Origin of the sequence: Methylobacterium sp. E-046, from assembly GCF_022829625.1 — a bacterium.
Taxonomy (GTDB): Bacteria; Pseudomonadota; Alphaproteobacteria; order Rhizobiales; family Beijerinckiaceae; genus Methylobacterium; species Methylobacterium longum.
The window spans coordinates 160,621-176,737 of record NZ_JAKSYP010000212.1 but is presented as its reverse complement, the minus strand read 5'-3'; the positions used below and the strand labels follow the sequence as shown (position 1 = coordinate 176,737).

Genomic DNA, 16,117 nt, shown 5'->3' with positions numbered 1-16,117 from the left:
TCTCCACGTGGAACGATCAAGACATCTCAAGCTTTAAGCTGCACGCGTTGCAGGAGGCTTCAAGATGTCTCTCGCGGAGGATGGTCGACCGATCTCCCTGACCTGGCATTACACGCCCCGGGAGATCATGGCGGATGGCGTGATCCACGGTCTCGGGGTCGTGCTGGGCCTCGCCGGTGCGGTCGCGCTCGTCACGACGGCGGCGACGGCACATCTCGGGCCGGGCGAGCGGGCGGCGGTGGTGGTCTACGCCACGGCGCTGGTCCTGATGCTCGGCGTATCCGCTCTGTACAACCTGTACCCGGTCAGCCCGCGCAAATGGCTGCTGCGGCGGGCCGACCACGCCCTCATCTATCTGATGATCGCGGGGACCTACACGCCGCTCGTCGCCCTGGTGGGTTCCGGAAGCCGTGCCTACGGCCTACTCGCCGTGATCTGGGCGGTGGCCTTGGTCGGGATCGCCGTGAAGCTGTTCCTTCCAGGACGCTTCGACCGCCTCTCGATCGTCCTCTACCTGATGCTCGGCTGGAGCGGCCTCTTCGCGTACGAGTCCGTCATCGCCACCCTGCAGCCGACTGCCCTCTGGCTCCTCGCCATCGGCGGGGGGCTCTACTCGATCGGCGTCCTGTTCCACGTCTGGCGGACGCTGCCGTTCCAGAACGCCATCTGGCACGGCTTCGTCCTCGCCGCCACGGCGTGCCACTACGGAACCATTTGGGCCAGCCTTAACGGATTGACGACGACATAAGACGGATTTGATCGATTCGAATTCCAGTTACCGTCTTGATCAAAAGGTCGGGCCGGTACGATTGATTTTAAGTTCCCCGCGACGGTCGCTGCGTCAAGACTTTCGGGACTGATCTTCCCGGGAGCGATACCGTGATCGCCAAGACAAACGATACCCGAAATATTCATCGTTACCGAATTCTTCACGTCTTCCGCGCGCCTGTCGGCGGATTGTTTCGCCATGTCATGGATCTAGCCCGCCTCCAGGCCGCGGCCGGGCATGCCGTCGGCATTGTCTGCGACTCCACCACCGGCGGCGAACGCGGCGAGCGGGCCCTGGCGGACCTGATGCCGTATCTGGAACTCGGCCTCATCCGGATCCCCATGCGCCGCAACCCGCATGCCTCCGACTGGTCATGCCTGCGCGCCGTCAGCAAGCGCGCCGCGACGGTGGGCGCCGAGGTCATCCACGGTCACGGGGCGAAGGGCGGCGCCTATGCGCGCCTCGCGTCGGCGGCCTCCGCGATCCGCGCCTATACCCCGCACGGTGGCAGCTACAATTATCGCCCCGGCAGTCCGATCCACCGCCTCTACATGGCCGCGGAGGCCGTGCTCGCCCGCCGCACCGACGCCTTCCTGTTCGAGAGCGAGTACGTCGCCGGACGCCACCAATCGTTCGTGGGTGGACCCGAGCGCGTGACGCGCATCGTGCACAACGGCATCGCCGAGGCGGAGTTCGCGCCGGTCGAGCGCGTCGAGGATCCCTTCGATCTCCTGTATGTCGGCGAACTGCGCGAAGCGAAGGGCCTCCCCTACCTGCTCGAAGCCCTGGTGCGCCTGCGCGCCGAAGGTCGGACGCTGCGCCTGCTGATGGTGGGTTCGGGACCGGACGCGGAGATCCTGCGGCAGACCGTCGAGCGGATGGGACTGGCGGATGCGGTGGCCTTCGAGCCTCCACAGGCGATCCGGTCGGTGCTTGCCCGCGGGCGGATCCTGGTGGTCCCCTCGCTGGCGGAGTCGCTGCCCTACGTGGTGCTGGAAGCCGCGGCCGCGGCGCAGCCCCTCGTGGCGACGCGGGTTGGCGGCATACCAGAGATCTTCGGTCCGGCCGCCGGCGATCTCGTACCCGCCCGGGAGCCGGAAGCCTTGGCGGAAGGCATCCGGCGTGTCCTGGACGATGCGCCTGACGTACTCTCGGCCCGGGTCCACGCCCTCAGCGCGTCGATCCGACAGCGCTTCTCGCTGGAGCGAATGGGCAGCGAGGTTATCGCCGGTTACGCCTCGGCCTTCCAGGCCCGACAGCTCCCCCGCACCGTCGAAGCGCCCGGGATCGCAGGGCCGCGCACCGCCTGAGCGGGTCCACGGAAACGTGAAGTCTGGGAAGCGCGGCGGCGACCGTTATGGCCGCAGCCGTCCCGCTTTTAATTCTTCCGACAACGCCCTGTGCCACTCTGCGGACGAGAGAGCCGCCGGTTGACGCGGAAGAGGCCGATCGATGAGCGCGTTCGACATCCGCGATCTCCTGGAAGCGGCCGGGCCGTCCGAGGCCCGGCTGAGCGCCGTGCGCCCCGAGGCGGTGCCGCTTGCCGAAACGACGGTGTCCGGTCCGACAGCGATCTCGCCGGTGGTGGTGGCCGGGCTGGTGCGGGCGCTCGAAAGCGCCCTGATCTTCAGCCTCGGCTCCCTGCTGCACCTGATGATGCTGCGCGGCCGTGTACCCTTCGGACTGACCTACGCCGGCGCGATCGGGCTCATCACCGTGATCACGGTCGCGCTGATCCAGGCGGCCGGCGGCTACCGGATCGGCGCCTTCCGCGCCTATTTTAAGACCGCCCTCCGGCTGATCGCCGCGTGGTCGATGACCTTCCTGATGGTCGCCACCGGCTTGGTTCTCGCCAAGGTGGCCGATCATTACTCGCGCCTGTGGCTCGCCGCGTTCTTCGCGGCCGGGCTCGCCGCCTTGATGATCGGGCGCTTCGTGCTGTTCGCGGTCATCGACAGGCAGACTCGGGCGGGCCGCTTCGACCGCCGTACGGCCATCGTGGGGGGCGGGAAGCCCGCCGAGGACCTGATCGCTGCCCTGGAGACCCAGAGCGACAGCGGCATCCGCATCGTTGGCGTCTTCGACGACCGGAACACCGACCGGTCATCGGACGTGATCGGCGGCCACCCCAAGCTCGGCAACGTCGACGACCTCGTCGCCTATGCCCGGCACGCCCGCCTGGACCTGATCGTCTTCACCATCCCGATCACCGCCGAGGCGCGCATCCTCCAGATGCTGGCCAAGCTCTGGGTGCTGCCGATCGACATCCGCCTGTCGGCCCATGCCGCCAAGCTGCGCCTGCGCCCGCGCAGCTACTCGTATCTCGGTTCGGTCCCCGTGCTCGACGTGTTCGACAAGCCGATCGCCGACTGGGACGTGGTGGTAAAGGCGCTGTTTGATCGCTGCGTCGGGCTGATGATGCTGGTTGCCCTGTCGCCGCTCATGCTGGCCATCGCCCTGGCGGTGCGGCTCACCTCGCGGGGCCCCGTTCTGTTCCGGCAGAAACGCCACGGCTTCAACAACGAGTTGATCGAGGTCTACAAGTTCCGCTCGATGTACGTGGACCAGTGCGATGCCGGGGCCGCCAGAATGGTGACCCGGGGCGATCCGCGGGTCACGCCGGTGGGCCGCTTCATCCGCAAGACCTCGCTGGACGAGCTCCCGCAGCTGTTCAACGTCCTCAAGGGCAACCTGTCGCTGGTCGGCCCGCGGCCGCACGCCCTTCAGGCGAAGGCCGCCAACACCCTCTACGATCAGGTCGTCGACGGTTACTTCGCCCGCCACAAGGTCAAGCCCGGCATCACCGGCTGGGCGCAGGTCAATGGTTGGCGCGGCGAGACCGACACGTCCGAGAAGCTGCAGCGGCGCGTGGAGCACGACCTGTACTATATTGAAAACTGGTCTGTGCTGCTCGACCTTCAGATCCTGTTGACCACGCCGTTCGCGCTGATGAAGACCGAGAACGCGTATTGATCGTCGGCGGCCGGCAGAGCGCCGGCCGCGCGGTCAAGGAACTACGGCAGCGCGCCGGCCTTCTCCTTGGCCTTCATGATGGTGTCGCGGCAGCCCTGGGCGTCACCGGACTTGTCCTGCTGCCGCGCCTGGGCCACCAGCTTCTTGGCTTCCTCCACACCCGAGGCCGTCGGCTTCACGTCGGCGTCCGACTTGGTCAGCGCCGGCGGCTTGTCGAGCGCCTTCGGCGAGTTCGACGAGGTCGGGCCGCCCGGGGGCGTGGTGCCGGTCACGGACGCGGCGCCGGCACTGTCGAGCCGCCGCTGCAGCGTGTCCACCTCGTCGGAGCACGGGGTCGCCAGGGCCGGCGTGGCTGCGGCAAGGGCCAGGGCTGCAACGGCAATTCGGAACATCATCGAGGCGTTTCTCCAGGGTGTCGGGTGGCGCGAGCCGGATCACGACAAGCGGGACCGCGCGGCTCTGCACAGAGCGACTACCGGAAAGACGCCGGGCGCCCGTCGCCGTTCCCGAGACAGGAGGCCGCACCGGCGCCGAAACGCCACGGGCGCCCCGCCGCGGCCCGAAGGCCGCGGGAGGCGCCCGCATCGCGACCCCGTCGGGATCAGTACTTCCGGATGATCGGCTCCGGCGACATCGGCACCGGATCGGCCCCGAAGGCGTAGCGGACACCGGCATAGACCGAGAAGGGCTGCGCCAGGGTCGTGGTCCGCGGATCGCTGATCCGCAGGTTGCCGGCGACCGGGCCGGGCTCCGCGAAGGTGCCGAACGTCGCGTACCGGTTGTTGGTCAGGTTGGTGATGAGGCCGAAGATCTCGAGATTCTTCGTCACCTGATACTTCGTCTGCAGATTCAGCGTGTAGTAGGCCGGCAGCTTGCGGTTCAGGTTCGACTCGTCGCCGCGGAAGTAGGAGGACGAGAAGGCTTGCAGGTAGAGGCCGAACTGCCAGGCCGGCGTCACGGAGTAGTCGAAGCCGGCCTTGAACTGGTGGGTCGGCACCAGCGGCACGATGTTGCCCTTGCGCAATTCGATCGCGCCGTCATCCGCCAATGGGTTGTTCGGCGACGACAGGGTGCCGTTGAACTGGAAGGTCGCATCCACGAGGGCGTAGTTCGCGTAGACCCGCAGGTAATCGGCCGTGTACTCCCCACCGACCTCGATGCCCTGCCTCTGCGTCGCCGGCACGTTGACGAAGTACGCGCGGGCCGTGTTGCCGGGGGTGGCCAGCGACAGGATGTCGTTGCTCAGGTCGGTGCGGAAGGCGCCGATCTTGTAGGTGATGATCCCGCCGTCATAGGTATCGGGCAGCTGGCCGCGGAAGCCGACCTCGTAGGTCCGCCCGGTCACCTGTTTCAGCGGCGGATCGGCCACCAGGGAGTTCGGCAGGAGGCACGGCCGGTCCGGGTTGGCACAGGCCAGTTCCAGAGGGGTCGGGGCGCGGTTCGACTCCGAGTAGCTGCCGTAGAGGTTCAGCGCGTCGAAGAAGCGGTAGGTCAGGCCCGCCACCGGGTTGATCTTGTTGAAGTAGTGCGTCCCGGTCACGTCCGGCGAGAAGCCGGTGAGATCCTCGCTCTGGATGCGCGCGAAGTTGAGGCGCGCACCCGCCGTCAGCGACAGCCGATCCGTCACGTCCAGCGTGTCGAGGGTGTAGAGACCCATGTAGAGGTTCGAGCCGTTGACCGAGCTCGGGGCGATGCCGAGGGCTCCCGCGGTCCGAAGCTGCGGCGTGCCGAGGCCCGGGATGTTGCCGTAGTAGAGGTTGTTCGGATTGGTGGTGATCGACAAGTCGGGATTGATGACCCCCAGGGTGCTGGACGACTTGAACGAGTAATTCGCCGCGTCGATGCTGCCGCCGACGACGAAGCTGTTGGGCAGGCCGAACACGCGGTCGCGGTTCGAGGCCTGGAGCGAGCCACCGAAGCCGGTCGCCTGGGTCTGGGTCGTGTCCAGCGTGCCGTACGGGATGTTCGCCCGGAACGGGACGCGCTGGTTCTGCTGGCCCAGGATCAGGAACTGGTTGCGGAATGCGAGCTGCGACTGGCCGGCAGCCGGGCTGAACCCGTCATCCTCGAAGCAGAGGTTGCCGCGGAAGCTGGACCGGGTGCTGCAATTCTCGAAGTTGCCGTCGTTGCCGTCGATGTAGGTCTGGCTGAAGCGGCGGAAATACGCGTTGCCGGCGAGATCCCACGTCGGCGAGACGTCGACGCGGCCGGTGAGCTGCAGGGTGCCGACCTCGGTGGCGGTGGTCTGCGGGTAGGTGAAGATCGCCCGCGGGTCGCGGTGGGTGAAGTCCACCGGCGCCGCCGCGGCGGCGCCGAAGAAGCTGCGGGCCGCGAGGCCGATCAGGTGGAACTCCGAATCCTGCGAGCGGTAGCCGATATCGCCGTAGAGGCGGCCGATCGTGCTCGGGCTCTCGTAGCGCCACCCGCGGTCGTTGAGCCCGTCCCCCGTAAAGTACACGCTCCAATTGTCGACGACCTTGCCGTATTGCAGGTAGCCGGCGGTCCGGGCGTCCGAGCCGCCCCAGGCGGCGATCTCGGTGCCCTGCCAGGTGAAACCGTTCTTCATCTGGATGTTGACCGCGCCGCCCAGCGCATTGAGGCCGAAGACCGGGTTGCCGGTGACCACGTCGATCCGCTGGATCGCCTGCTGCGGGATCAGGTCGAAATTGACGACGTCGCCGAAGGCCTCGTTGATGCGCACGCCGTTCTGGTAGACGGCCAGCCCCTGCGGCACGCCCTGCACCGGCGAGGCCGTGAAGCCGCGATAGGTGACGTCGACGCGGTTGCTGTTGCCTTGCGAGTCCGAGATGTTGAGGCCGGGGGTGCGGCGGGCCAGCGTGGTGACGAGATTGTTGTTGGCCTGATCGATCGCGAGGTCGCTCGCGGTGACCGATTCAACCGTGCTGGGGATCTTGTAGAGGGGCTGCTCGCTGCCGCGCAGGCGGGTCAGGCCGGTGGGCGGCACGGATCCCAGGGGCGGGACCGGGCCGGGACCGTTGAACGTCTGCGCCTGGCTCGAGGTACCGCCGCCCGAACCGACCGGCGACGTGGAGACGACGCTGATCTCGCCGAGCGTCACCGATTGTTGAGCCTGCACGGCGCCGGACAGGACCGTTCCGGCGAGGACCGATGCGGACGCGACCAAGCTGCTCCGCAACGCGCGAAGTGACATTCCCAACCCCCGTGACCCGATACCCATGCTCGGTAATGCCGAGCTTGTGATCACTCATGGCCGGTGATGGGAAAGCACACAATCGGCCGTGAACCACGACCGCACTGTTTCCGCCGCATTTACCGCATCGAACGGTCGATCACGGTGCGACGTGATCAAACCGCAACAGTTTCGCTAGCACTTTCAGTCACTTAGGGACGGATCGGCAATCGCCTTGGGAGAATGTGGCAATCGCAGCGACCGCCGCAGCGCTGGACGGTCAGAGCTTGGACTGAATCATCCGGGCGAGTTCGCCGAGGCGCTGCTCCAGCAGCTGCGGCACCTCGCAGACGTAGGTGAGCGACTGGCTGCGCTCTTGGAAGATGCGCCGGTCCCAGGCGAACTTCGTCTCGAGCTCGGATTGGTCCTTGGGCAGTTCGGTGGCGTCCGAGGCGCTCGGAGCATCCTTGACCTGGCTGATCTTGTCGGCCTCGTCGCGGATCCGCTCCGCCATCCGGCGTTGACCCTGCGCGTAGCGGCCGATGCCGCTCATCACCTTGTCGCGCTCGCCGTTAAGCACCTCGAAGACGCCCGCGTAGACGCGGGTCAGCGCCTTGTCCTTGGCGTCCTTGTCGGTCCCGAGCTTGCTCACGAACGCGTCGAGGAGCGGTCCGACCTCCGACAGATCTGTGCGCCGGGAGGCGATCTTCTGCGCCAGCACCGCGGCGTCGTTGTCGCTGCCCCAGTCGCCGGCCGCTGCGATGTCGGGTCCGGTCCAGAACTGGCCAGGGCTCAGAGAGGCGACCTTGCGCTGGACACAGGGCCAGTCCGGATCCTGCCGGGGCTGCGCCAGGGCCGGCGGGACCAGGGAAACGAGGCCGAGGAGGCCGAAGAGGGCGGAACGATTCATCGGACGGACTCCATCAGGTGTTCTCGCCGGGCGGCCCGCCCCGCCGGGCCATGATGCCGCGGCCGGGGTCGTAGGCGATCACCGCCATGCCGAAGAAGGCGAGTGCGACACCGACCACCACCGCGCAGGCGACCGGCTCGAACTGGACGTAGAGGGCGTAGCGGACGAGCTGCACCGCGTGGCTGAACGGGTTCAACTCGCAGATCCAGTACAGGGTCTCGGAGGATTCCCGGATCCGCCACAGCGGGTAGAGCGCCGAGGACGCGAAGAACATCGGGAAGATCACGAAGTTCATCACGCTCGCAAAATTCTCGAGCTGGCGCACGAGCGAGGACAGGAACAGGCCGATCGCCCCGAGCATCAGCCCCGTGGCCAGGAAAGCCGGGAGTGCCGTCAGGTAGCCGAGGGGCGGGATGTCGGTCTCCCAGAAATACGCGACCGCGAGGAACGCGTAGGCCTGGACGATGGAGACCGCGACGCCCGCGATCAGCTTGGCGAGCAGCAGCAGCCAGCGCGGATAGGGCGAGGTCAGCAGCACCTTCATCGAGCCGACCTCGCGGTCGTAGACCATCGAGAGGGACGATTGCATGCCGTTGAACAGCTGGATCATCACGGCGAGGCCGGGGACGACGTAGGCCTCGTAGAGGACGTAGGTCTGGTAGGGCGGCTCGATCGACACGCCCAACGTGTTGCGGAACCCCGCCGCGAAGATGAACAGCCAGACCAGCGGGCGGACCAGCGCCGAGAAGAACCGCTCCTTCTGATTGAAGAAGCGCAGCAGTTCCCGGCGAACGATGCCGCCGAGGCAGATGAGGTAGCCGACGGCGTCCAGACGGCCGATGCGCTGAGCGGTCACGTCGGCTTTCATGCCGCGGCCCGCCCCGGCTCGGCCACGATGCGGCGGAACGCGTCGGCCAAGGCCTCGCCCGGGGCGCCGATGGCGCCGGCTCGGCCGCGGGCCACGATGCGCCCCCGGTGGAGCACGACGGCATCGTCCTCGGGGTCGATCTCCTCGAAGATATGGGTCGCCCAGAGCACCGAGAGGCCTTCCTCGCGCACCAGGGCGCGGACGATCGCGACGATGTCGGCCCGCGACTCGAGGTCGAGGCCCACGGTCGGCTCGTCGAGGAGCAGAAGGTCGGGCCGGTGGATCAGCGAGCGGGCGATCTCGATGCGGCGCGACTGGCCGCCCGAGAGCGTGCGGACCTTGTCGTGGCGCCGGTCCGCCAGACCGACCCGGTCGAGCAGCACGCCGACGCGGGCCTTGCCTGCAGCGCGGGCGATCCCGTGCAGGCTCGCGTGGTAGAGAAGGTTCTGCTCGACGGTGAGATCGGTATCGAGGGTCCGGGCCTGGAACACCACGCCGAGGCGAGCGAGGGCGCGGGAGGGCTCCCGGTCGAGCGCGTGGCCGAAGATCGCCACGCGTCCCGTCTGATTGTTGTAGAGCCGCGTGATCACCGAGAACAGCGTGGTCTTGCCGGCGCCGTTGGGCCCGAGGAGCGCGGCGAAGCGCCCGCGCGCGACCGCGAGCGAGACGTCGTCCAGCGCAGCCCGCGCCCCGAACCGGTGGCCGACCCGCTCCACCTGGAGGGCCGGCGTCCCCGCGGGGCTCATCGTCCCAGCACCTTCCGGGCGTCGGCGACCGCGTCGAGGCACTCGTCGAACTCGCCCTCCTTCTGCTCCCGCTCGGCGACGCGCAGGGCCTTCCTGAGCTTGGGCACAGCCGTTTCGGGCGGGTTCAGCGCGAGGGCGTCGCGGATCATCGTGATGCCCTCGGCGCAGGAGGACGCATCGTCGGCGGCGAGCGCGGGGCCCGCGAGGACGAGGCAGGAAGCCATCAGGAATGCACGCATCACTTCACCGTCAGAGTGCCGGTCATGCCCTTCGACTCCAGGCCCCGCGCCTCCCAGGTGTAGGTGCCGGGCTTGATGGCGACGAACTCGATGGCGATCTCGCCGGGATCGTCGAACTCGAGATGGTCGGGCGGGCCGCCGCCGTGAATCTCCTTGTGCTCGATCACGATCTGATTGAACCAGATATATCGGAAGAACTCCGAAGCATAGAACTTGTATTCTTGACGGCCCTTCGCGACGATCCGCAGGCGGTAGGCCTTCCCGGACTCCAGGGTGATGTCCTTGTTCTCGACCGCGAAGTCATTGCCCTGATCATCGCCCAGGACGAGGTCCGGCAGGTTCTCGCGCTTCTTGGTCAGGTCCAGGGCCAGCGCCGGCCCGGCCGCGAGCAGCCCCGCGCAGGCGAGGGCCGCCATCCGAAAGATCCGCATCCTGTCGTTCCCCAAATCTCGGCGCCGCGTGTTCCGCGACCCGCGTTCACTGCGGCGGGCAGGCCGCGTCGGATCAGTTCGGTGAGATCGCCACGCCCCAGGGCAACAGGCCGACCGGGATGCTCTTGACCACCTTCTCGGCGGTCACGTCGATCACCGACACGTCGTTCGACGTGCCGTTCGTGGTGAACAGCATCTTCTGGTCCGGCGTGAAGGCCAGCTGCCAGACGCGCTGGCCCACCGGCAGGTACTTCTCGACCTCGTAGGATTTGGCGTCGATCACGGCGACGCGGTTGGCCGGACCGAGGGCCACGAACGCCTTGCTGCCGTCCTTCGTGATCCGGATGCCGACCGGCTGGATCGCCTCGTCGTTCACGCTCGGAATCTTGAAGGTGATCTTCTTGATCACCCGATGCTGCGCCACGTCGATCACGCTGACCGTGCCGCCGACCTCGGCCGACACCCACAGGAACTTGCCGTCCGCGGTGAACTCCGCGAAGCGCGGCCTGGCATCCACCAGCACGTTGTCGATGACCTGGAAGGTCTTCGTATCGATGAAGTGGGCCATGTTGGTCGTCTCGGAGGTGTTGACGAGGATCTTCCCGTCCGGCGAAAGGCCCATCCCCTCCGGCTCGACACCCACCGGCACCTCGGCCAGCACCTTGTTCTTCTCGATGTCGATGATGGTGACTTGGCTGTCGTCCTCGTTGGCCACGTAGAGCGGGTTGCCCGAGGCATCGAGGATGAACTGCTCCGGGTCGGGGCCCGACCGCAGGGAGCGCACGACCTTTCCGGAGCTGGTGTCGAGCACGTCGATGCGGTCGTCGTCGCTGGCGCAGACGAACAGCTCCTTGCCGTCCTTCGACACGGTCACGCCGCGCGGCCGCCGACCCACCTTCCAGGTGCCGGTGACCGCCATCGTGGCGGTGTCGATGACGCTGACCGAATTGCCCTTCTCGTTGGTGATGTAGGCGGTGTAGGCGGCGGCCGGCCCGGAAAGGGCGAACCACGCACCGAGGGCGAACACACTCAGACCTGCCTCGACGCGGCCGCTCATGCCATTCCCTTCCCTTGCGCCTTCCCGACGTCCTGACGGGACGTTCTCGTCGGCCAATAGTAGTGCGATTTCCGCGCGTTGCGAGGGTGCCGCGCGTCCATCAACGCCGCAGGCACCCCGTTCACTTGAACTTGCAGGTGGTCTCCGGAAGATCCACCCCCAGCGTATCGAGGGGCGTGCGCTGGTGCAGAAACCCCTGCTCGGGCGCCACGGAGACCAGCGCCTTAGGCTGAACCACGATGATCGCCTGCCGCAGCTGATGGTCCCAGGGCCGGTAGCTCAGCGGCACGCCCTTGTAGGCCGGCAGCGTGAAATCCGGCTCCACCAGGTAGGGCGCGATCACCGCCGGATCGTTGGTCTTCTTGGCGGTCACGGCCTCGCCGACCGTCCGTACCGCGGCCCAGACCTGATAATCCAGGGGGCGCATCAGCCGTGAGGCGAGCCGCCGGAACCGGTTCTGCGCCTGCGCGGCACCCCAGGTCTCGAGAACCGGGGACCACGTCGTCGGCGTCAGCGCCTGCGTGCCGCCGACCGGCCGGGGATCCACCGTGCGGTAGGAGACGTAGTCGCCCCAGTCGCCCTCCTCGTCGGCCACGATCGCCAGGTCGTAATCGAGGCCCCGGGTGAAGACCATCGCCTCCGCCCGGGTGGGCGTGTCGCCGCGCGCCTTGGCGAGCGGGCCGAAGGTCCAGGGCTTCTCCGCGGTGATCTTCAGCGCGAACTTCCGCGCCGAGTTGCGCACCGCGTCGGCATAGGCCTTGTCGGCATCGGTCGGGCCGACGATCAGGAAGATCTTCCGCCAGCGCATCACCGTGAGGTACTGCGCCAGGGCGTCGGTGAGCATCGCCCGGGACGGCAGGACGTGGAACACGTTGGCGCGGCAATCCGCGCCGCGCAGCCGGTCGTCCGAGGCGCCCGCGTTGAGCACGACCACACCCGAATCCTTCACCGCATCCGACACCGCCAGGACCGCGTCGGCCGGCAGCGCCAGGATGAGGTAGCGGACCCCCTTCGCGACGAGGTTCTTGGCGGCCGCCACCGGATCCGACTTGTCGTCGGTGAGCGCTACGTCGTCGAGCGCGTAGGTCTGCTTGGTGAAGCGGCCGGTGGTGTTGTTGTCGGCGATGCCCATCCTGGCGCCGGCGAGCCCTTCATCCTCGGGCGCCGCCTCGGCGTCGTAGGAGGACGGGGCGGGCTGCGGCCGGTAGATCAGGCCGATATGCGTGTCGAGCGGCTGCGTCGGTGGTGGCGGCGCGGGCTGCGGCGCCTGCTGCTGCGCGTGTCCGACGGCCGGTGCCAGTGCGAGCAGGACGAGCGCCGTCCGGATCAGCCGCCGACGGCCGGGCCGCGGGACAAGGGTCTCGAATGCAGGATCGTGCATAGGCGCGGCCTCTATCAGCTTCCGCTCCGGCCGCTCAACCGCGACTGGTCGTCCCGACGTTCACGATCCCGTCGTGGCCCGTCGCGACCCGTCGTGGGTCATGGAAGCCGCGAAGTACATTGCCAAATTGTCCCTTCGCCCGACCTATGCGGGGACCGAGGTCGCCCGAGGCGGCGGCCGGATCGTCGAGAGAAAGGCCCATCCATGCGCCACCTGACCCTGCAAGCGGCCATTGCGTGCGGTCCCGTCGCCCTGGGGGCAGGTCTGCCCGGTGCCGCCCTCGGTGCCGAGAAGGCCGCCGTGTTCACGGTGGAGCTGTTCGAGCCCGGCGCCTCGTACGGAGCCCGAGCCCGGCCGGCTGACACCAAGAAGCTCGCCCTCGTGACCGACGAACTGCGCAAGGCGCTCCACGAGAAGGCTGGGCTGGAGATCGTCGACACGGCGCCGAAGGCCGATATCGTGGCGAAGGAGGGACCGCTCTACAAGTGCAACGGCTGCGCGTCGGATATCGGCAAGAGCCTGGGTGCGGACCTCGTCGTGACCGGCTATGTGGAGAAGGGATCGGGTCAGATCTTCAATCTGAATGTCACCATCGCCGAGGCCGAGACCGGCAAGACGGTGCGGGGTGGCCAGGTGACGATCCGGGCCGACACCGAGGACACCTGGGCCCACGCCATGCGGTGGGTGGTGAAGAACCGCCTGCTCGCCGAGCCGCTCCCCGGGAAATCCTGAGGCGTTCCGTCACATTTTGAGTCGTCCGTGCCCGCGTCCACCATCGAAGACAGTGCCCTCCCCCGTCTCCTCGTCAGCGTCCGCGACCCCGCCGAGGCCGAGGCGGCGCGGCTCGCCGGTGCCGACCTGATCGACGCCAAGGACCCCGGGCGGGGTGCCCTGGGCGCCCTCGACCCGGTCGTCGTGCGCGAGATCGTGGTCCGCGTGGCCGGCGCCGCACAGACCAGCGCGGTGGCCGATCCCGTCGCCACGGGCGTGGCCGCGATGGCGGCGACCGGCGTCGACTGGGTGAAGACCGGGCTCGACGCGGACGGTCGGCGGACCATCGCGGCCCGCGCCGAGCTTGCCGCCGCGGCGCCCGGCCGGCTCATCGCCGTGCTCTTCGCGGAGGACGGGCCGGCAGCCGCGCTGGTGCCGGAGTTGGCGCGGGCCGGGTTCGCCGGCGCCATGATCGATACCGCGGGCAAGGGCGGCGCCCGCCTGCCCGATCTGGCCGGGCCCGAGGATCTGGCGGCCTTCACGGCCGCCTGCCGCCGGCACGGGCTCATGAGCGGCCTCGCGGGCTCGCTGCGCGTCATCGACATCCCGAACCTCCTGGGACACGGTTCGGATTACCTCGGGTTCCGCGGCGGCCTCTGCCGCGACTTCGACCGGCGCAACGGCATCGATCCGCTGCGGATCGCTGAGGCGCTGCGGGTCCTGCGGCCGAGCCGGCGGGACGCCGCGTGACTGCGGTCTTCAAGATCGGCGGCAGCCTGGAGGCGGATCCACACCGCCGCCGCGCCGTGCTGCAAGCCCTGGCCGACGGCACGCATGGACGCTGCATCGTCGTCCCGGGCGGCGGCACCTTCGCGGGCGCCGTGCGGGCGGCTCAGGCCCGCGAGGGCTTCAGCGACGCCGAGGCCCATCGCCGGGCCCTGGATGCCATGAGCGACGCGGCCGGAATCTTCCGAGGGATCGAGCCGCGGCTCGTGCAGAGCTTCGAGCCCTGGGCGGAATCCACCACCGTCACGGCGCGGATCTGGAACCCGCGCAGACTGCGGGGCGGGCACCCGGACATCCCCGAGACCTGGGACGTGACCTCCGACAGCCTCGCCCTCTGGCTCGCCGGTCGGATCGATGCGGATCGCTGCGTGCTGGTGAAGTCGGCGGACGCCGCCGGCGGGCAGGATGCCGCCACGCTGGCGCAGCACGGTCTCGTGGACGCCGCCTTTCCGGCCTTCGCGGCCCGCTACGGTGGCCGGATCGAGATCTGGGGACCGAGCCGCACCGTGGCGGTCGCCATGAGGGATGCCGCATGAGCGCGCCCGAGCACCTCGTCTTCATCACCGGTCGCCTCGCCCGGGCCCGCCTGGAGAAGGTCGCGGCCGGCCTGCCCGAGACGTTCCGGTGGAGCATCGCGGATGCCGGCGTGAAGGTCGCGGCGTTGATGACTGAGGAGATCATTCGCCGCCGCGTCACGCTGCCCGAGGCGGCCACCCGGGTGATCCTACCGGGTCGTTGCCGGGCCAACCCTCAGCACCTCGCCGAACATTTCGGTGTTCCCGTGGAGCGCGGCCCCGATGAGGTGGTCGACCTGCCCGCCTGGCTCGGCCTGACCGCCCGGAAGGTCGACCTCTCCCGCCACGACCTGCGGATCTTCTCCGAGATCGTCGATGCGTCGAAGATGAGCGTCGCCGAGATCCTGGCGAAGGGGCTCGACCTCGCGCGGCGGGGCGCTGACGTCATCGATCTCGGCGGCCTGCCCGACACGCCCTTCCCGCACCTCGAGGACGCGGTGCGGGCTCTGAAGAACGCGGGGCTCAAGGTCAGCGTCGACTCGTTCTCCCGCGAGGAACTCGCCCGCGGCGCGGCGGCCGGAGCCGATTTCCTGCTGAGCCTGAACGAGGAAACCCTCGACCTCGCCTTCGAGACCGAGGCGGTGCCGGTGCTCGTGCCGACGCGTCCGGACGACCTGCCCTCCCTCGACCGTGCCATCGCTCGGATGCAGGAGGCCGGGCGACCGTTCCTGGCGGATCCGATTCTCGAGCCGATCCACCACGGCTTCGTCGACTCTGTCGCACGCTACCGCGACACCCGCGCCCGCTGGCCCGGGATCGAGATGATGATGGGCACCGGCAACCTGACCGAGTTGACCGAGGCGGATTCGCTCGGCGTGACCGCGCTCCTCGTCGGCATGTGCTCCGAACTCGCCATCCGCAACGTGCTGATCGTCCAGGTCTCAAACCACACCCGCCGAACCGTCGAGGAGCACGACGCCGCGAGACGGGTGATGTATGCCGCGAAGGCCGATTCCTCGCTCCCGAAGGGCTACGGCCGGGCCCTGCTGGCGCTCCACGACAAGCGTCCCTTCGTCCAGACCTCCGAGGAGCTTACCCAGGCCGCCTCCGAGGTGCGCGATCCGAACTACCGGATCGCGGTCGCGGAGGACGGGATCCACGTCTACAACCGCGACATCCACAAGGTCGGGACCGACGCGATGGCCTTCTTCCCGGACCTGGACGTCGCGAGCGACGGCGCCCACGCCTTCTACCTCGGTGCGGAACTCGCCAAGGCCGAGACCGCGTGGCGGCTCGGCAAGCGCTACGTGCAGGACGAACCCCTCGACTGGGGCTGCGCTGCCGATGCCGATCTCGAGGACGCCACCGCTTTCAAGAAGGCGGGTCACACCCGCCATTCCGGGCCCGACGCCCCGCCGCCGGGCACCCGCGACGCGCGCCTGTCCGGGCCGGAGGCCGATGCGGGTCCGCCCCGCACCGTGTCGGAGGCTGAGGCGCGCGCCGAATCCGCCCCCGAGCGACCGCAGGACCCGCCGGCGAAGCTGGTCTGTGGCCGCCTCGTGCCGGCCGACAGGGCGTGA

Annotated in this window: 16 protein-coding genes; 7 read left to right on the top strand and 9 right to left on the bottom strand. The window is 68.6% G+C overall.

The window, feature by feature from the left end; translation table 11 throughout:
- Positions 1-64 precede the first annotated feature (64 nt).
- The 3 genes from trhA to MKK82_RS22850 all read left to right on the top strand — a co-directional run bounded on the left by trhA (position 65) and on the right by MKK82_RS22850 (position 3,742).
- On the top strand, positions 65-748 hold the full coding sequence (trhA, locus tag MKK82_RS22860) for a PAQR family membrane homeostasis protein TrhA (protein ID WP_238285511.1): 684 nt from the start codon (positions 65-67) through the stop codon (positions 746-748).
- Positions 749-879: 131 nt separating this feature from the next.
- Positions 880-2,079, top strand: coding sequence for a glycosyltransferase family 4 protein (locus tag MKK82_RS22855; RefSeq protein ID WP_238285512.1), 1,200 nt, complete (start codon positions 880-882; stop codon positions 2,077-2,079).
- Positions 2,080-2,221: 142 nt separating this feature from the next.
- Positions 2,222-3,742 (top strand): undecaprenyl-phosphate glucose phosphotransferase, encoded by a 1,521-nt coding sequence (locus MKK82_RS22850; protein ID WP_238285514.1) that lies wholly within the window; start codon positions 2,222-2,224, stop codon positions 3,740-3,742.
- 41 nt (positions 3,743-3,783) lie between these two features.
- Here the strand turns inward: MKK82_RS22850 and MKK82_RS22845 are convergent, their stop codons facing one another.
- The 9 genes from MKK82_RS22845 to MKK82_RS22805 all read right to left on the bottom strand — a co-directional run bounded on the left by MKK82_RS22845 (position 3,784) and on the right by MKK82_RS22805 (position 12,525).
- Positions 3,784-4,137: a hypothetical protein gene (locus MKK82_RS22845; protein WP_238285516.1), complete on the bottom strand. Its 354-nt coding sequence runs from the start codon at positions 4,135-4,137 to the stop codon at positions 3,784-3,786.
- A gap of 206 nt (positions 4,138-4,343) precedes the next feature.
- A complete protein-coding gene (locus MKK82_RS22840; RefSeq protein ID WP_238285517.1) occupies positions 4,344-6,914 on the bottom strand; it encodes a TonB-dependent receptor in 2,571 nt (856 codons plus the stop codon).
- 259 nt (positions 6,915-7,173) lie between these two features.
- Positions 7,174-7,803 (bottom strand): hypothetical protein, encoded by a 630-nt coding sequence (locus tag MKK82_RS22835; RefSeq protein ID WP_238285518.1) that lies wholly within the window; start codon positions 7,801-7,803, stop codon positions 7,174-7,176.
- A gap of 13 nt (positions 7,804-7,816) precedes the next feature.
- The gene (locus MKK82_RS22830; protein WP_238285519.1) at positions 7,817-8,671 is read right to left on the bottom strand and encodes an ABC transporter permease; all 855 of its coding nucleotides are present in this window, start codon (positions 8,669-8,671) and stop codon (positions 7,817-7,819) included.
- A complete protein-coding gene (locus MKK82_RS22825; protein ID WP_238285520.1) occupies positions 8,668-9,417 on the bottom strand; it encodes an ABC transporter ATP-binding protein in 750 nt (249 codons plus the stop codon). The genes MKK82_RS22830 and MKK82_RS22825 overlap by 4 nt, the downstream gene beginning before the upstream one ends.
- On the bottom strand, positions 9,414-9,656 hold the full coding sequence (locus MKK82_RS22820; protein ID WP_238285521.1) for a hypothetical protein: 243 nt from the start codon (positions 9,654-9,656) through the stop codon (positions 9,414-9,416). The genes MKK82_RS22825 and MKK82_RS22820 overlap by 4 nt, the downstream gene beginning before the upstream one ends.
- Positions 9,656-10,087: a hypothetical protein gene (locus MKK82_RS22815; RefSeq protein WP_238285522.1), complete on the bottom strand. Its 432-nt coding sequence runs from the start codon at positions 10,085-10,087 to the stop codon at positions 9,656-9,658. Before MKK82_RS22815 ends, MKK82_RS22820 begins: the two co-directional genes overlap by 1 nt.
- A 73-nt stretch (positions 10,088-10,160) precedes the next feature.
- On the bottom strand, positions 10,161-11,144 hold the full coding sequence (locus MKK82_RS22810) for a YVTN family beta-propeller repeat protein (RefSeq protein ID WP_243986917.1): 984 nt from the start codon (positions 11,142-11,144) through the stop codon (positions 10,161-10,163).
- A gap of 121 nt (positions 11,145-11,265) precedes the next feature.
- Entirely contained in the window at positions 11,266-12,525 is a 1,260-nt protein-coding gene (locus tag MKK82_RS22805) for an ABC transporter substrate-binding protein (RefSeq protein ID WP_238285524.1), read from the bottom strand.
- A 204-nt stretch (positions 12,526-12,729) separates the two neighbouring features.
- Between MKK82_RS22805 and MKK82_RS22800 the strand changes: the two genes are divergently transcribed.
- The 4 genes from MKK82_RS22800 to MKK82_RS22785 are packed head-to-tail and all read left to right on the top strand — an operon-like array spanning position 12,730 to position 16,117.
- Positions 12,730-13,257, top strand: coding sequence for a DUF3280 domain-containing protein (locus MKK82_RS22800; protein ID WP_243986916.1), 528 nt, complete (start codon positions 12,730-12,732; stop codon positions 13,255-13,257).
- Positions 13,258-13,284: 27 nt separating this feature from the next.
- Positions 13,285-13,986 (top strand): (5-formylfuran-3-yl)methyl phosphate synthase, encoded by a 702-nt coding sequence (locus MKK82_RS22795; protein WP_243986915.1) that lies wholly within the window; start codon positions 13,285-13,287, stop codon positions 13,984-13,986.
- Positions 13,983-14,558 (top strand): uridylate kinase, encoded by a 576-nt coding sequence (locus tag MKK82_RS22790; protein ID WP_238285527.1) that lies wholly within the window; start codon positions 13,983-13,985, stop codon positions 14,556-14,558. The genes MKK82_RS22795 and MKK82_RS22790 overlap by 4 nt, the downstream gene beginning before the upstream one ends.
- On the top strand, positions 14,555-16,117 hold the full coding sequence (locus MKK82_RS22785; protein ID WP_238285528.1) for a DUF6513 domain-containing protein: 1,563 nt from the start codon (positions 14,555-14,557) through the stop codon (positions 16,115-16,117). Before MKK82_RS22790 ends, MKK82_RS22785 begins: the two co-directional genes overlap by 4 nt.

Excerpts from the sequence above, each read along its gene's own strand:
- trhA (WP_238285511.1), top strand. The coding sequence starts at position 65 with ATGTCTCTCGCGGAGGATGGTCGACCGATCTCCCTGACCTGGCATTAC.
- MKK82_RS22805 (WP_238285524.1), bottom strand. The coding sequence starts at position 12,525 with ATGCACGATCCTGCATTCGAGACCCTTGTCCCGCGGCCCGGCCGTCGG.
- MKK82_RS22810 (WP_243986917.1), bottom strand. The coding sequence starts at position 11,144 with ATGAGCGGCCGCGTCGAGGCAGGTCTGAGTGTGTTCGCCCTCGGTGCG.
- MKK82_RS22840 (WP_238285517.1), bottom strand. The coding sequence starts at position 6,914 with ATGTCACTTCGCGCGTTGCGGAGCAGCTTGGTCGCGTCCGCATCGGTC.
- MKK82_RS22820 (WP_238285521.1), bottom strand. The coding sequence starts at position 9,656 with ATGCGTGCATTCCTGATGGCTTCCTGCCTCGTCCTCGCGGGCCCCGCG.
- MKK82_RS22785 (WP_238285528.1), top strand. The coding sequence starts at position 14,555 with ATGAGCGCGCCCGAGCACCTCGTCTTCATCACCGGTCGCCTCGCCCGG.
- MKK82_RS22800 (WP_243986916.1), top strand. The coding sequence starts at position 12,730 with ATGCGCCACCTGACCCTGCAAGCGGCCATTGCGTGCGGTCCCGTCGCC.
- MKK82_RS22830 (WP_238285519.1), bottom strand. The coding sequence starts at position 8,671 with ATGAAAGCCGACGTGACCGCTCAGCGCATCGGCCGTCTGGACGCCGTC.
- MKK82_RS22845 (WP_238285516.1), bottom strand. The coding sequence starts at position 4,137 with ATGATGTTCCGAATTGCCGTTGCAGCCCTGGCCCTTGCCGCAGCCACG.
- MKK82_RS22835 (WP_238285518.1), bottom strand. The coding sequence starts at position 7,803 with ATGAATCGTTCCGCCCTCTTCGGCCTCCTCGGCCTCGTTTCCCTGGTC.
- MKK82_RS22815 (WP_238285522.1), bottom strand. The coding sequence starts at position 10,087 with ATGCGGATCTTTCGGATGGCGGCCCTCGCCTGCGCGGGGCTGCTCGCG.
- MKK82_RS22825 (WP_238285520.1), bottom strand. The coding sequence starts at position 9,417 with ATGAGCCCCGCGGGGACGCCGGCCCTCCAGGTGGAGCGGGTCGGCCAC.
- MKK82_RS22850 (WP_238285514.1), top strand. The coding sequence starts at position 2,222 with ATGAGCGCGTTCGACATCCGCGATCTCCTGGAAGCGGCCGGGCCGTCC.